At 66.7% G+C, this 14,530-nt stretch carries 13 protein-coding genes; 5 read left to right on the top strand and 8 right to left on the bottom strand.

The annotated features are described in order from the left end of the window. Positions 1 to 155: 155 nt before the first annotated feature. Positions 156 to 2,507, top strand: a complete 2,352-nt coding sequence (gene pdxA / locus QFZ23_RS01515) for a 4-hydroxythreonine-4-phosphate dehydrogenase PdxA (protein WP_306920195.1) — start codon at positions 156 to 158, stop codon at positions 2,505 to 2,507. 27 nt (positions 2,508 to 2,534) lie between these two features. Here pdxA and QFZ23_RS01510 read toward each other — a convergent pair whose 3' ends face one another. From QFZ23_RS01510 to QFZ23_RS01495, 4 genes are all read right to left on the bottom strand, one after another. Continuing rightward, complete coding sequence (locus QFZ23_RS01510; RefSeq protein ID WP_306920194.1) at positions 2,535 to 3,311, bottom strand: SDR family NAD(P)-dependent oxidoreductase; 777 nt, start codon at positions 3,309 to 3,311, stop codon at positions 2,535 to 2,537. Positions 3,312 to 3,342: 31 nt separating this feature from the next. Continuing rightward, the gene (locus QFZ23_RS01505) at positions 3,343 to 4,725 is read right to left on the bottom strand and encodes an MFS transporter (protein ID WP_306920193.1); all 1,383 of its coding nucleotides are present in this window, start codon (positions 4,723 to 4,725) and stop codon (positions 3,343 to 3,345) included. A gap of 118 nt (positions 4,726 to 4,843) precedes the next feature. Continuing rightward, entirely contained in the window at positions 4,844 to 5,866 is a 1,023-nt protein-coding gene (locus tag QFZ23_RS01500; RefSeq protein WP_306920192.1) for a PHP domain-containing protein, read from the bottom strand. 6 nt (positions 5,867 to 5,872) lie between these two features. Beyond that, on the bottom strand, positions 5,873 to 6,250 hold the full coding sequence (locus tag QFZ23_RS01495) for a VOC family protein (protein WP_306920191.1): 378 nt from the start codon (positions 6,248 to 6,250) through the stop codon (positions 5,873 to 5,875). Between the two features lie 167 nt (positions 6,251 to 6,417). On the opposite strand from QFZ23_RS01495, the gene QFZ23_RS01490 reads away from it, so the two are divergent. From QFZ23_RS01490 to QFZ23_RS01475, 4 genes are all read left to right on the top strand, one after another. Beyond that, complete coding sequence (locus tag QFZ23_RS01490) at positions 6,418 to 7,062, top strand: hypothetical protein (protein WP_306920190.1); 645 nt, start codon at positions 6,418 to 6,420, stop codon at positions 7,060 to 7,062. 43 nt (positions 7,063 to 7,105) lie between these two features. Continuing rightward, entirely contained in the window at positions 7,106 to 7,573 is a 468-nt protein-coding gene (locus QFZ23_RS01485; RefSeq protein WP_306920189.1) for an SRPBCC family protein, read from the top strand. Between the two features lie 108 nt (positions 7,574 to 7,681). Then, complete coding sequence (locus QFZ23_RS01480; RefSeq protein ID WP_306920188.1) at positions 7,682 to 7,888, top strand: hypothetical protein; 207 nt, start codon at positions 7,682 to 7,684, stop codon at positions 7,886 to 7,888. A 211-nt stretch (positions 7,889 to 8,099) separates the two neighbouring features. Continuing rightward, the gene (locus tag QFZ23_RS01475) at positions 8,100 to 9,266 is read left to right on the top strand and encodes a cytochrome P450 (RefSeq protein ID WP_306920187.1); all 1,167 of its coding nucleotides are present in this window, start codon (positions 8,100 to 8,102) and stop codon (positions 9,264 to 9,266) included. 36 nt (positions 9,267 to 9,302) lie between these two features. Here the strand turns inward: QFZ23_RS01475 and QFZ23_RS01470 are convergent, their stop codons facing one another. The 4 genes from QFZ23_RS01470 to QFZ23_RS01455 form a co-directional block, all read right to left on the bottom strand. Beyond that, entirely contained in the window at positions 9,303 to 10,493 is a 1,191-nt protein-coding gene (locus QFZ23_RS01470; protein ID WP_373427833.1) for a fumarylacetoacetate hydrolase family protein, read from the bottom strand. 35 nt (positions 10,494 to 10,528) lie between these two features. Further along, positions 10,529 to 12,049: an aldehyde dehydrogenase (NADP(+)) gene (locus tag QFZ23_RS01465; RefSeq protein WP_306920186.1), complete on the bottom strand. Its 1,521-nt coding sequence runs from the start codon at positions 12,047 to 12,049 to the stop codon at positions 10,529 to 10,531. After that, positions 12,046 to 13,392 (bottom strand): L-fuconate dehydratase, encoded by a 1,347-nt coding sequence (locus QFZ23_RS01460; protein ID WP_306920185.1) that lies wholly within the window; start codon positions 13,390 to 13,392, stop codon positions 12,046 to 12,048. The genes QFZ23_RS01465 and QFZ23_RS01460 overlap by 4 nt, the downstream gene beginning before the upstream one ends. Before the next feature lie 198 nt (positions 13,393 to 13,590). After that, positions 13,591 to 14,313 carry a GntR family transcriptional regulator gene (locus tag QFZ23_RS01455; protein ID WP_306920184.1) on the bottom strand — a complete coding sequence of 241 codons (723 nt, stop codon included), beginning with the start codon at positions 14,311 to 14,313 and terminating at the stop codon, positions 13,591 to 13,593. Positions 14,314 to 14,530: the final 217 nt, after the last annotated feature.

Here is a 14,530-nt window from a genome sequence, read left to right as displayed (position 1 = left end):
CTCTCGGTTGAATGGGACGGCTGGCGGCCGGATGGCCTGCGCCGTGTTACATGCATCACTCTGCCATCCATGCGCGAAATGCGCAACCGCTCTAGCGCAATTCGCGCAAGCATGCCATTATGGTGCTACCGATCGATAGAAGAAGGGAGGACGACGTGACTGCAGTCCTCACCCAGGCCGATGACTTTTCCGGCGCAGCAGAAGTGGGGCAATGCTTTGCAGCCCAAGGGCTGAACACACGGATCCTCCTGTCCGCTCCCGCGGCAGACACTTCCGCCGAAGGCACAGACGCCGGCAGCCGTCCGGACGTTGTGGTTGTGGACACCCACTCACGCGCCGTGGCCCCGGAGTCCGCTGCCGCGGCGGCGGCAGCCGTCTTCGGCAGCACCGCTGCAGAGGGCGCAGGCGTCCTGTTCAAGAAAATCGACTCCCTGTGGCGGGGCAATGTTGGCCCGGAGCTCGCGGCACTTTCGGCTCTGGGCCACCACGTTGTGGTGGCCGGCGCACTTCCCCAGCTGAACCGGACAGTCGTAGGCGGCCGGCCCTTTGCCGACGGCGTACGGCTGGACCGCACCGAACTGTGGCGGGCAGAGGCAGCCGCCCCGCCCGCGGAGATCGCGCAACTGCTGGGCCCTGGTGCTTCGGTGCAGCTTACGGAGCTGTCCGCAGTGCGGTCGGGCAGCCTCGCCGCCGTCCTTGGCGAGGCATTGTCTGTAACATCATCCAGTGCCGCTCCCGCCACCGTCATTGTCGACGGCGAGACTCCGGCCGATCTGGAGGCCGTCGCGGTCGCGCTGCTGGACCTGGACTTCAGGGCCTGCGGACGGCGCATCGTGCTGGCCGGGACCGGCGGAATGGCCCTGCTGCTGGCGGCAAAGCTGGGCAACCGCTCTGCGCGAAACGCGCAACAGGTGTCACACGGCCTGACAACGGCGGGCGTACACCGGACGGTGCTTGCCGTCGTCGGCTCCGCCTCGGCGAAGGCGGCGGCGCAGCTGCGGAATCTGGAGGCCGGCGGCTTCACCGCCCTGCGGATCGCTCCCCACGAACTGCAGCGTCCCGAGGATTTCCGCCCAAGGCTGGCGGAAGCCCAGCAGCTCCTGGCGGCAGGCGAGCCGGCCGCCCTGACTGTCACCGCCGACGTCGTCAATCCGCACGAGTCCGGCAGGATCGTGCGGAACCTGGCGCTGCTGGCTGCCTACGCGGCAACGGGTCCGGAGGCAGCCGCGGACCTGATCCTCACCGGTGGTGAAACGGCCCGCGAGGTACTCGACGCCCTCGGCGTCCGCTCGCTGACCCCGCTCGCATCCGTGCAGCACGGCGCCGTGGTCAGCCTTTCCGACGACGGGCGGCTGGTGGGCACCAAGCCCGGCAGCTTCGGCGACGATGACGCCCTCGTCCAGCTTTGCGCCGCCATCAAAGACCTCCGGTCTTCAAACAGCACTTCCCACCCCTCCCTCAAACCAGGAGCTCCAATGACATCAGCAGTGAACGCAACCGAACAGGACACCCGGCCCTTCATCGCCGTGACAATGGGCGACGGTGCGGGCGTAGGCCCCGAAGTGACCGTGGGTGCCCTTCTCGACGAGAACGCCTACCGCGACTGCCGTCCCGTGGTCATCGGCGACGTCCACCGGCTGCAGCTGGGCGCCAAGGCGCTGGGCGTGGAAGCCAACATCGTCGAGGTGGAGACGGTGGGTGAGGCGGTCTTCGAGGCTGGCCGGATCAACGTGATCGATCCCAAGCTGCTGTCCAAGGACCTGCCGTGGGGCCAGGAATCGGTCGAAGCCGGCAACGCCGCGTACCACTACATCAGGATCGCGTGCGAGCTGGGCATGAGCGGGCAGGTCCAGGGCATCTGCACGGCGCCGCTGAACAAGGCCGCGCTGCACAAGGCCGGGCACATCTACCCCGGGCACACCGAACTGCTGGCCCACTTCATGGGCGTCGAAGAAGTGTCCATGATGCTGTCCACGCCCAAGGTCAAGGTCATTCACGTCACCACGCACATCGGCCTGATCGACGCCATCAACAAGATCGAGCCCGGCCTGGTGGAGCGGACCGTCCGCCGCGGCTACGAAGCCATGCAGCGCGCCGGCATCGCCAACCCGAAGATCGGTGTCTGCGCCATCAACCCGCACGCCGGCGAAAACGGCCTGTTCGGGTACGGCGAGGAGGCCGAGAAGATCACCCCGGCCATCGAGAAGCTCCAGGCCGACGGCATCGACGCCCGCGGCCCGCTCCCCGCGGACACGGCGTTCTTCCTGGCCGGCCGCGGCGACTACGACCTCATCGTGGCGATGTACCACGATCAGGGCCACGGACCGATCAAGGTCCTCGGCATCGAAGCCGGCGTCAACATCACAGTGGGCCTGCCCGTCATCCGCACATCCGTGGACCACGGCACCGCCTTCGACATCGCAGGCAAGGGCATCGTGGACGTTCGCAGCATGATCGAGGCGCTGCGCCAGGCGGCCGAGATGTCGCCCAGCCCGGCGGCAGCCTGAGCGGCCGCGGCAAGCCCAGGCAACCGGTCAGGAAATCTGCAGGCCGCCGTTGATGTCGTACGTCGCGGCGGTGATGTAGCCGGCGTCCTCCCCCATCAGGAACACCATGAGGGCGGCAATGTCGCGGACAGTTCCCACCCGGCCCACAAGGATGTCCCTGGCCATGTCTGCCTTGCGTTCGTCGGTCAGGGTGCCGCCCATAATGTCCGTGTCCACGGGACCGGGGGCGATGCAGTTGACGGTGATGTTGTACTGGCCCATCTCCCTGGCCAAGGCCCGGGTGAAGCCGATGATGGCTGCCTTCGACGCGCTGTACGCCACCTTGGAGTAGGTGCCGCCGCCACGCTGCGCAGAGATGGAGGAGACGCTGACCACCCGACCGAGTTTGCGCTCAATCATCCCGCGGAGCACGCGCTGGGTGACCAGGAACGTGCCGGACATGTTGATCCGGAATACCCGCTCCCAGGCTTCGAGCGTCTCATCCATGAACTCGGTGGGCGAGCTGATGCCGGCGAGGTTCGCCAGCGCCACGATGGGCGGCATGTTGGCCTCCACCTCGTCGATGGCAGCGTTCACGGTGGCCTGGTCGGAGACGTCGGCTCCCACACCCCTGGCCAGGACGCCGTACACGGAGGAGATGTCCTCCGCCGCGCGCCGTGCCGCGTCGCCGTCGATATCGAGGATGGCCACGGCCCAGCCCTCGCTGGCGAGCATTTCCGCCGTCGCCCGGCCAATGCCCCGTGCGGAAGCGGCCCCGGTCAGCACCGCGGTGCGTTCGGCCGGGAACGTGTCGTGGTGCGTCATGTCTGTGATCCCCTCTAGTGCCTGGTGTCGTCTAGTACTTGGTGTCGTCGAACTCGTCAGCGGCGACGGCTTCTTCACCGACGGCCGCAGGGGTGCCGGGCTTCACATGGCCTTCCGGACGCTTGCGGGCGTACAGGTAGGTGGCGACGGCGGTGACGGCGAGGCAGGCCGCCAGGAACACGAGGCCTGATCGGTTGTCGCCCGTGGCGTCATTGAACAGGCCCACCGCATAAGGCGCCACGAAGCCGCCCAGATTGCCGAGAGAATTCACCATGGCGAGGCCGGCGGCTGCCGCGGCTCCCACCAGCGCGGTGGACGGCATGGCCAGGAAGGGGGCAATGGCCGAGTAGATGCCCATGGCCGCGAGGGTCAGGGCGGTCATGGCCAGGATGGCGTTGACCTGCACCAGGTATCCGGCAGCCAGCAAGCCGATGGCCGCCATCACCATGCTGATGCTGGCGTGCAGGACGCGGTTGCCGGTGCGGTCGGACCGCTTGCCCCAGAAGTACACGAAAACCGCTGCGATCGTGTACGGAATGGCCACGATGAAGCCCACCTCGGTGGTGCTGAACTTGCCGAGGGCTGCGACGATGGTGGGCATCCACAGGCCCAGGCCGTAGATGCCGCAGACCAGTCCGAAGTACAGGGCTGAGTAGGCGATGGTGCGGGGGTCCTTGAGCCCGGCGAGGAAGTGGTGCGGCTGGCCCTTTTGTTTGTGGGCCAGTTCCTCGTCCATGGTCCGTGTCAGCCATTCCCGCTCGTCATCTGCCAGCCAGTGCGCGTGGCTCGGACGGTCGGTCATCAGCACCGGGGTAAGCAGGCCGAGGAGGATGGCCGGGATGCCTTCGATGATGTACAGCCACTGCCAGCCGTGCAGGCCGGCGACGCCTTCCATCTGCAGCAGGAGGCCGGAAACCGGGGCGCCTAGTGCGTTGGAGATCGGCTGGGCCAGGATGAAGATGCCCAGGACGGTGACGCGCTGGCGGGCTGGGAACCACAGCGTCAGGAAGAAGAGGATGGCTGGGAAGAAGCCTGCCTCGGCCGCACCCAGAAGGAAGCGGATGATGTAGAAGGTGATCTCCCCGTTCACCAGAGCCATTGCCGTGGCGAAGATGCCCCACGAGATCAGGATGCGGGCGATCCATTTGCGGGCACCGAACTTGTACATACCGCCGTTGCTGGGAATTTCCAGCAGAGCGTACCCGAGGAAGAAAATGCCGGCGCCAAGACCGTATGCGGAGGCGCTGAGCCCGATGTCTTCGCTCATGGTCAGCTTGGCGAAGCCAACGTTGTTGCGGTCCAGGTACGCCACGAAGTAGAGCATCACAATCAGCGGCATGAGGCGGCCGCGCACTTTTCTCAGAGTGCGGTGGCCCAGTTCGTCCAGATGGTTCGCCGGGTTCATAGCGCTCATGGTGCACCTCGCAGGGAGACGGGTCCGCCCGGGTTCCGCGACGGAACAATTAAGGTCTACCACTCCGTCCACGGATAGTCATTATGCTTACTAAATTCCCATGCCGGGGCCCGCGCCGCTAATTCCTGCTGTTCAGCCACTCCAGGAGCCGGTCCAGCGGCCACGTGGTGATGATCCGCTCGGCCGGGACACCATTGCGTTCGGCCCGCTCGGCGCCGTACTGCAGGAAGTCGAGTTGGCCCGGGGCGTGGGCGTCGCTGTCGATGCTGAACAGGCAGCCGGCCGCGAGTGCCAGCTGCATCAGGTTGTCCGGCGGGTCCTGCCGTTCGGGCCGTGAGTTGATTTCGACGGCGACACCGGCTTCCGCGCACGCCGCAAAGACCCGCTCGGCGTCGAATTCGGACTCGGGACGGGTCCCGCGGGACCCCTGCAGCAGGCGGCCGGTGCAGTGGCCCAGAACATTGGTGTGGGGATCGCGGATGCCGCCTAGCATTCGCTCCGTCATGGTGCGCCGGTCCGAGCGGAGCTTGGAGTGCACGCTGGCCACCACCACGTCCAGCCGGTCCAGCATCTCCGGCGTCTGGTCCAGCTCGCCGTTTTCCAGGATGTCCACCTCGATGCCGGACAGCAGCCGGAAGCCACCGTCGGCGACGCCGTTCAGCCCGGCCACCACGTCCAGCTGCTCGCTGAGCCGCTCGGCAGTCAGCCCGTTGGCGATCTTGAGGTTTGGCGAGTGGTCCGTCAGGGCGAGGTATTCCCGGCCCAGGTGCCGGGCGGCGTCGGCCATCAGCTCAGGAGGGGAACCGCCGTCGGACCAGTCACTGTGGCTGTGCAGGTCGCCGCGGAGCAGCGGGCGAAGCCCGTCTCCCCCCGCGGCGAGTGGCTTGGCGCCGCCCTGCCGCAGCTTCTCAAGATAGTCGGGCACGTCGCCGTCCACAGCCTGCCGGATGACGTTGAAGGTGGTGTCCCCGATCCCCTTCGTCCGCTTGAGCCTGCCGTCGCGGGTGCGCTCCGCCACCTCCTCCGGCGTCAGTCCGCTGATGACGCCGGCCGCCTTCCGGAATGCCTGGACCTTGAAGGTCGGCGCGGCGGACCGCTCGAGCCAGAAGGCAATCTCGTTGAGGGCGTCAGCGGCGTCCATTCAGTACTAGTCCTGGTGCAGCTGGATGAAGTTGCCGCAGCCGTCGTCGAAGACTGCTGACATCCCGGACGGATCCTCGGCGGGTTCGCTTCGGAACTGGACGCCGGCGGCGGCCAGGCGCTCGTACTCAGCCTTGACGTCCGGCGTGCCAAAGACAATGGCGGGGATCCCGGCGTCGTACAGTCCTTTGCTGTAGGCGGAGGCGATCGGGTTGTCGCTGGGCTCCAGCAGCAGTCCCACCGTGCTGCCCGCTCCGGGGTCCTTGACGATGAAGAGGTTGTGCTCGGGCATGGTCATGAGGGTGTCAAAGCCGAGGGTCTCCGTGTAGAAGGAGTGCGCCACGGCAGGGTCCTGGACGTGGATGCTGCACATTTTAAGTCGCATGGCGCCTACGCTACGCCGCACGGCCGCCGCTGCAAACCGCCAGTCCGCCCATTGAGCAGGTCCGTCCATTGACCGGGGCGGTACCCATTGACCGGGGCTTCCGCAGGGGCTGCAATTTAAGTGCGGCCCGAATTGCCGGGCAGCGCCCGTCCTTGGGAGGTGCAGTGGTGCCCGCAGTTTCCGAAGCCGCCCCCTTGGGGCTGCTGCAACTGGTCCTCTGGAGCGCAGTGCTGGCGGCCGCAGTCGCCTGCACGGTTTTCATCGTGCGCCATCATTTAAGGACGTCCGACGGCGACAGTTCTGACCTGCTGTTCTGGGACCTTTTCGGCGGCTCGGTGGTGATTGCCCCGGCCCTGCTCATCCCCGCCGTTGCCTCCCCGCCGGCTGCCCTGGCCCTGGCCGCCGTCGCAGGGGTGAGCGGCATTGCTGCCTACCGCAGCAGCCCTGCCGTGCTGTCCTGGTACGAGACCCGGCGGCGCCGGCGGGTGGACGGCCCGCTTTGCCGAGCGGCCGCCGTCGTGCATGAAGAGATCGTGGGACGCTGGGCACGCTACGAACTCGACCCCGCGCTGGCCATCAGCTACCCGGACCTGGCGGACGTCCGCCGGCCTGAAACCGCTGATTTTGTGAAGGCCCTGCGGGAGGCCGAGACGCTGAAAACCGCTTGGGATCCCGGGTATCCGCATGCCGTGGATCGCCTCGGCCTGGCGCTGGACCGGGCGGAAACCGCAGCGGGAGTCCCGGCGAGCCTGCGGCCGGCGAGGTTACCCTCGACGGCGGCCACTCTGCCGCCAGCAGGACAAAACGCCTGACCAGGCGCATTCAGGCTCGCGGAGGCGGCCGTAGGATGGGGCCATGTCAACGTACTCAGTCTCGCGCAGCACCGTCATCCCCGCCCCCGCCAAGGACGTGTTTCCGCTGGTCAACAGCTTCCGTGAGTGGCCCAAGTGGTCGCCGTGGGAGACCGTGGACCCGGACATGAAACGGACCTACTCCGGCGCGGAATCCGGCGTCGGTGCCAAGTACGCCTGGAACGGCAACCGCAAGGCAGGCGCCGGCAACATGGAGATCGTCGAGTCGCAGGAACCTGATGCCATTCGGATCCGGCTGGAGTTCACCAAGCCGTTCCCGGCAGTGAACCCCACCACCTTCACCTTCGTTCCGGAGGGCGGCGGCACGCGCGTCACCTGGACCATGGCCGGCGAACACAAAGGCATCGGCAAGGTCTTTGCACTGTTCATGAACATGGACAAGATGGTGGGCGGCGATTTCGAGAAGGGCTTGGCATCGCTGGCTTCCGTTGTCGGTAGCAGGCCGGCTTAGTCCCGCTTTTTCGGTCGCGGGTTCCTTTGGGGCACTTGTTCGACGAGCTGTTTTCCGGGAAGGTAATAAGCACCCTTAGCAGTTCCGGAAATCGTAAAGGAGAACGCCATGCAGATCGACAAGTCCCAGATCCTCGAACTACTCAGGTCCAAAGGCGACAACGACAAGGCCGCGCAGGCTGAAGCGGAACTGCCGGACCAGGTCGACACGGACCAGCATGCCGGGCTGCTTTCCCAGTTCGGCATCAACCCCGCAGAACTGTTGGGCAAGCTTCCCGGCGGTCTCGGGGACAAGCTCGGCGGCCTCGGGCTGTAGCCGGGCGGCTCCAGGTCTGAGGCCTATCCGAGCCGCACTATACGGAAGACGGGTTCCTTCTTAGGGGCCCGTCTTCTCTCCGTTGTCTGGCCATGCTACTGACGGCAGGCGCATTCCCGGAATAAACTCTGCTCCTACGGGCCCGTTGGGCCCCACCGCCTGGACGCCACGGTAATGCCGAACAGCGCCGGGCCGAGCAGAGAGGCCGGCCATGGACTTCGTGAACAGTGATGGGCCGTCGCTGGATCCCTTCCCGCAGTACGAACGGATGCGGGAATCCGCTGCCGTCTTCCATGACGAGCAATCCGGAAGCTGGCATGTCTACAGGTACGACGACGTTCAACGGGTTCTGTCCGAACACGGGACGTTCTCTTCGAGGATGGGAGGCGACGATCCATCCGAGACAGGCCAACTGTTTGCAGCGAGCCTGATCACCGCCGATCCGCCACGGCACCGGCAATTGCGCTCCCTGGTGACCCAGGCGTTTACGCCGAAGGCAGTGGACGGGCTCGCACCGCGTATTTCGGCATTGACGGAGGAGTTGCTGGACAGGGTCGCTTCCAAAGGATCGGCCGACCTCATCGCCGAGCTGGCCTACCCGCTGCCGGTGATCGTGATCGCGGAGCTCATGGGAATCCCCGCCGGGGACCGCGACCGCTTCAAACACTGGTCCGACGTCATCGTCAGCCAGACGCAGTCAGGAGGCCGGACCGCCGACCACAGCACCACCAACCGGGAAATGACCGAGTACTTCCTGGCCCTCATCGAGCACCGCAGAAGCCAGCCCGGGAATGACCTGATCAGCAACCTGCTGGTGGCCGAAATCGACGGGCAGAAGCTGAGCGTGGCCGAACTGCTGGGCTTCTGCAGCTTGCTGCTGGTGGCCGGCAATGAAACCACCACCAACCTGATCGGGAACGCTGTCCTCAGTTTCACCGAAGCGCCCGGATCAATGGAACGGCTCCGCGCCGAGCCGTCCCTGCTCCCCCAGGCCATAGAGGAAGTGCTGCGCTACCGCTCTCCTGTCCAGTCGATGTACCGGGTGACGGCTGGCAACACAACGTTGGGCGACCAACAGGTTCCGGCCGGGGCGCCGCTGGTGGCCTGGATCGGTTCGGCAAACCGCGATGAGCGCCAATTCCAGCGTCCTGAACAGTTCGACATGGACCGGACGCCAAACCGGCATCTCGCCTTCGGGCACGGCATCCACTTCTGCCTCGGCGCCCCGTTGGCCAGGCTTGAAGCCGGGATCGCGCTGCAGGGCATTCTTGGCCGGCTCCCCGGACTAACCCTCACGCCGGGAGCCCACCTGGAACGGATGGACAGCACCATCGTTTACGGAGTCAAGGAGCTGCCTGTCAGTTGGCAGGCAGCCTGACCCTGGAGCCAGCAAACCCCGCGTCAGCTGCGCGAATCAGCCGCTGGTGGCTGCACCCTCCAGCTGCTGCCTCTGCTCCTCGAGGTAGCCAAACAGCTGCCGCAGTCCGAAGGCCCACTGCGGGAGCTCCTCGGCCGCGCCCACGCGGTTGATGAGGGCACCGAGGTGGCGGCTTCGGATGGTCACAACATCCCCGTGCTTGTGCGTGAACCCCTGCCCCGGCTCGTCGCGGTCCTGTGTTGGCGCGAAAAGCGTGCCGGTGAACAGTGCGAAGCCATCCGGATACTGATGGTGCCTGCCACGGGTGGCCGCCACGAGCTCCTCGAAGGGCCTGCTGATCCTCGCCAGGGTGTTCCGCCCCTCGAGCAGGTATCCGTCCTGGCCTTCGACGCGGAGCAGGATCTCCTCCTCGCGAAGGGCGTCCAGCGTGAAGCCGCCGTCGAACAGCCGGATCAGCGGCCCCAGGGCGCTGGATGCGTTGTTGTCCTTGGCCTTGCCCAGCAGCAGGGCGCTGCGGCCCTCAACGTCGCGCAGGTTGACGTCGTTACCGAGCGTGGCGCCCACCACGTCGCCGTGGGACGTGACGATCAGGACCAGTTCCGGTTCCGGGTTGTTCCATGAGGAGAACGACGGAATCCCGACGCCGGCACCCAGGCCCACCGAGGACAGCACCGGCGCCTTCGTGAACACCTCCGGGTCCGGCCCGATACCCACCTCGAGGTACTGCGACCAGAGACCTTCGGCAATCAGGACCCGCTTGGCCTCGGCCGCCTCCGGGGACCCGGGCCGGACCGCCGCTATGCTTCCGCCGAGTGCCTTCCCGACAAGCTCGCGCATCTCGGTCGCCCTGCCGGCGTCACCGGCACATCGTTCCTCGATCACACGCTCGATCATGCTGTCCACGAACGTCACGCCGCAGGCCTTGATGACCTGCAGGTCAACCGGGGCAAGCAGGTGCGGGCGCCCTGAGTCGCCCGCCAGCGAGGCGGCGACGACGTCGGCCATCGCCCACCGTTGTACCCCCGGCGCCGGGTCAAGGAGCGCCGCACGGACTGCGGCGGCTGGATCAGGCAGTTCGAGCAATTCCGAGACGGTGCCGGCGAGGCGCGTGAGGTCGACGGCGGAGTCCCCGCTGAGAGCCATCACACGGGGACCGCCGGTGGCGGGGTCCCAGATCCGGCCAACCAACAACGCCTGGTCGGCGTCATCAGGAAGGACGGAACTCACCGGAGCAATGGAACTCCCGGGAATTGGCGGAGCGCTCACGGCTGGCCCCCGCTCGTCGCCTCAAAAGGGGCAACAGATGGCCTGCGCCAGAGTCCGTCCACGCGCTGCGGCACGTTCCACGGGTTGCTGTCCCGCAGCGGCTCCGGCAGGCGGGCGGCAGGGAACGACTGGTACGCCACCGGCCGCAGGAAGCGCCGGATCGCGGCCGTCCCCACGGAGGTGGTGGCCGACGTCGTGGCCGGATACGGGCCTCCGTGGTTCTGCGCATAACTGACGGTGACGCCGGTGGGCCAGCCGTTCCACAACACCCGGCCACTGATCTCGGCGAGCCGGGCGGCGAGCCCGGCGACGTCGTCGTCCTCCTCGGCCTGGACCGTGGTGGTGAGCTGTCCCTCGAGCAGTTCGGCGAGGCCCTGAAGCTCAGCTTCGTCCACGTACTCGACCACCAGGCTGGCCGGGCCGAACATTTCCTGGCGCAGGATGCCGGGATCGTTGCGCACCGCATCGGCCGTGGTGCGCAGGACGGTGGGCGCCGGTGCTGCCGCGAAGTCACCCTCGAGCAGCACATCCACTCCATGGCTGCCGGTGAGCCGGCGGACCGCGTCAATGTAGCCGCCGTGCAGGCGCTCGCTCAGCAGCTGCGCCGGAGCGAAATCCGCAAGTGCACCTCCCAGGACACGGCCGATCTCCTCAGCCTCCCCGGCAGGAACGAACAGCAGCCCCGGCTTGGTGCAGAACTGGCCCATGCCCAGGGTGAAGGAACCCGCATAACCGGTGAGGATCTCCTCACGGCGTGCCGCCCAGGCGTTCGGCGTGACAAAGACGGCGTTGATGCCGCCGAGCTCACCAAAGAACGGGATGGGTTCGTGCCGCGCGGCGGCGCGGTCCAGCAGCGCCCGGCCGCCCGCCGTCGAACCCGTGAAGCCGATTGCTTTCACCAGTGGGTGGTCCACGAGTGCCTCGGCTGCCCGCCGTCCGGAAACCAGGGAGAACAGGCCCGACGGCGCCCCGACGGCTTCCAGCGCGGAGATCACCGTTTCGGCGGTGCGAACCGCGAGTTCGCGGTGGCCGTCGTGGGCCTTGTGCACCACACTGCAGCCGGCGGCGAGAGCCGACGCGCTATCTCCGCCCATCACGCTGAACGCGAAGGGGAAGTTGGATGCACCGAAGACGCCCACGACGCCGAGCGGAACGTTGTAGCGCCGCAGGTCCGGACGGGGACCCATGCCCCAGTGGGGGTCGGCGTGGTCGATCGTGGCGTCGAAGTGCTCGCCCTGCAGGATCTCGGCCGCGAACAGCCGGAGCTGGAAGACCGTGCGCTTGAGCTCCCCCTCGAGCCGGGGAACGCCCAGGTGGGTTTCGCGGGCGGCAATCGCCACCAGTGTTGCGGCATCCTGCTCCAAGCCGACGGCCACGGCCTCCAGCCAGCCGGCACGGGTGGCCGGATCCTCGGTCCTGCCCTTTTCGAAGGCGGATTGCGCCGCCTCGACGGCTGCGTTCAATTCCTCGACAGTGGTGACTCCTGCAGTGATGACCGCAGCGCTGGCGCCGGTCATCGGGCAGCCCCTGCGGGAGCGAGGTTTGCGCCCGTCACGGCAGCGCGGCCGCCGACTTCCTGCCAGCCGGAGCCTGCGGGGAATTCCCAGCGGGAGCGGGAGGCGCTCAACATCTCGGCGCCCGTCCCGGGAAGAACCGGCGCGGCGTAGCGCCCGCCGACGATCCGGACCGGCTCGGCGAAATGCTCGTGCAGGTGGTCGACGTACTCGATCATGCGGCCCTCCTGGCTGCCGCTGACCACTGCGTAGTCAAAGAACGAGAAATGCTGGACCAGTTCGCACAGGCCCACACCACCCGCGTGCGGGCAGACCGGAACGCCGAACTTGGCCGCGAGCAGGAGGTTGGCGATGTTCTCGTTGACGCCGCCCACGCGGGTTGAATCGAGCTGCAGGACATCGATTGCCCCCGCCTGCAGCAGCTGCTTGAACACGATGCGGCTGGCCACGGCCTCACCGGTAGCCACCCGGACCGGCGCGACGCCTTTCCTGATGTCGGCGTGACCCAGGATGTCGTCAGTGCTGGTGGGCTCCTCGATCCAGTAGGGGTTGAATTCGTCGAGCTCGTTGACCCAGTCGATTGCCTCGGAGACTTCCCAGCGCTGGTTGGCATCAATCGCGATAGGCAGGTCGCCGACAGCCCCGCGGGCAAGGGCCATGCGCCGGCGGTCGTCGTTGATGTCGCCGCCCACTTTGAGCTTGATCATGGAGAAGCCTTCGGCGGCGGCCTCCTTGCTCAGCCGCACCAGCTTCTCGTCGCTGTAGCCGAGCCAGCCGGGCGAGGTGGTGTAGGCCGGGAATCCGTCCGCCCTGAGTGCGGCAATCCGGGCGGCCTTGCCGTCCTGGCCGGCGCGCAGGATCTCCAGCGCTTCCTCGGGGCTGAGGGCGTCGCGGATATGGGTGAAGTCGACGACGCTCACCAGCTCTTCCGGGCTCATTTCACTGAGCAGGAGCCACAGGGGCTTGTTCTCGCGCCGGGCCCGGATGTCCCACAAGGCACTGACCAGGGCACCGCAGGCCATCTGTGTCACGCCCTTCTCGGGCCCCAGCCAGCGCAGCTGGGAGTCGTGGACCAGGCGCCGGGACGCACCGCCGAGATCATGGATCAGTTCGTCGATGTCCCGGCCTACGAGGAGGCGGGCATAGGCGTCGATGGCGGCGGTGAGGATCTCGTTGCCGCGGCCGCAGCTGAAGACGAAGCCGTGGCCTTCGTCGCGCGCATCGGTGCGGATGACGACGTAGGCAGCGGAGTAATCGGGGTCAACGTTGACCGCGTCGGAGCCGTCAAGCTCCAGGGACGTGGGGAACCGGACGTCCTGTGTGCTGATGGAGGTGATGGAAGGCATGAATGCTTCTTTCAGGTCTGGGGACAGGTTTCAGGTCTGGGGACAGGGGATTCCTATATGAATTTCGATAATCATATAGGAACGGTGGTCGAGATCAAGACCTTCCTGCGCCGAGATCCGGAAACCGCCGTGGTCCGGGTACGAAAAAGCCCCGGCCGCAGTGGCCGGGACTTTCCCTGGGGACCGTGGCCGGCCCGCCTATTTGATGATCCGCTTCCCAGGCGCCCCGACCTCCTCCAGCGGGGCCAGTTCGCCTTCGAAGGCCTGGGCGAACCTGTCGAAGGAGTTGCGGATATGCCGGGTCATGGCCGCCTCCGCCCCCTCCGGGTCACACGCCTCGATGGCATCCGTGACGGCGGAATGCTCCGCGACAGTGATGGCGCCGTCAACGTCCGCAGGGTATAGCCGGAAGGTATGGAGGTGGCAGTGGGTCTGCGCAAAGGCATGCCGGACTACAGGGTTCCCGGAGGCCGCAAGGATGGTGTCGTGGAAGCGGGTGTCGTGCGCCACGAGGTCCTGGCGCAGGTCCTTGGTAACCTTCATGGTCTTCCTGAAACCGGCGAGCTCCTTCTCCAGGGCGGCCGCCGGATTGGCCAGCCGGTCGACGGCGGCAGCCCTGGCAGCCCAGGGCTCCACGAGCAGCCGGAACTCGAACAGCGAGCGCAACTCGGCCAGATCGAGCAGCGGCGTGGTGCTGTACCCGCGGCCGGGGCTGTAGACCACAAGATTGTCGCCCTCCAAGCGCTGGAGCACCTCGCGCACTGGCGTCTGGGACACCCCGAGGCTGCGCGAGACCGCGTCGATGTTGATGCGCGCGCCCGGGGCCATCTCACCTTCGAGAATGGCCGCTCGCATGGACGCGTAGACGTCGCTGACAGCAGCCTTTCCGCGGGAAGTATCGGACGATTGACGTGGTGGCACGCGGTTACCTCTTGATTCTGGTCTGACTGGAGTCGCTGGGGGAATCATAAGCCACGCGCCCCGACGCCTCCGGGCAAACTTTTTTCGACTGCCCCTTGATCCACGCCACATGATCTATATGATTAACCAGATTCCTATATGATTTTGGCGCCGATCTCTTCGGCGTCTTCCCTTACCGCCGGTGCACACAGCACCCGAAGCCATGTTCACGTCGAAG

Source organism: Arthrobacter globiformis (assembly GCF_030818015.1).
GTDB classification, from domain to species: domain Bacteria; phylum Actinomycetota; class Actinomycetes; order Actinomycetales; family Micrococcaceae; genus Arthrobacter; species Arthrobacter globiformis_C.
Note: the sequence above shows the minus strand (reverse complement) of the source record. Positions and strands in the feature narration are given on the sequence as shown.

Excerpts from the sequence above, each read along its gene's own strand:
- QFZ23_RS01500 (WP_306920192.1), bottom strand. The coding sequence starts at position 5,866 with ATGGACGCCGCTGACGCCCTCAACGAGATTGCCTTCTGGCTCGAGCGG.
- QFZ23_RS01475 (WP_306920187.1), top strand. The coding sequence starts at position 8,100 with ATGGACTTCGTGAACAGTGATGGGCCGTCGCTGGATCCCTTCCCGCAG.
- QFZ23_RS01485 (WP_306920189.1), top strand. The coding sequence starts at position 7,106 with ATGTCAACGTACTCAGTCTCGCGCAGCACCGTCATCCCCGCCCCCGCC.
- QFZ23_RS01495 (WP_306920191.1), bottom strand. The coding sequence starts at position 6,250 with ATGCGACTTAAAATGTGCAGCATCCACGTCCAGGACCCTGCCGTGGCG.
- QFZ23_RS01505 (WP_306920193.1), bottom strand. The coding sequence starts at position 4,725 with ATGAGCGCTATGAACCCGGCGAACCATCTGGACGAACTGGGCCACCGC.
- QFZ23_RS01510 (WP_306920194.1), bottom strand. The coding sequence starts at position 3,311 with ATGACGCACCACGACACGTTCCCGGCCGAACGCACCGCGGTGCTGACC.
- QFZ23_RS01480 (WP_306920188.1), top strand. The coding sequence starts at position 7,682 with ATGCAGATCGACAAGTCCCAGATCCTCGAACTACTCAGGTCCAAAGGC.
- QFZ23_RS01465 (WP_306920186.1), bottom strand. The coding sequence starts at position 12,049 with ATGACCGGCGCCAGCGCTGCGGTCATCACTGCAGGAGTCACCACTGTC.
- QFZ23_RS01460 (WP_306920185.1), bottom strand. The coding sequence starts at position 13,392 with ATGCCTTCCATCACCTCCATCAGCACACAGGACGTCCGGTTCCCCACG.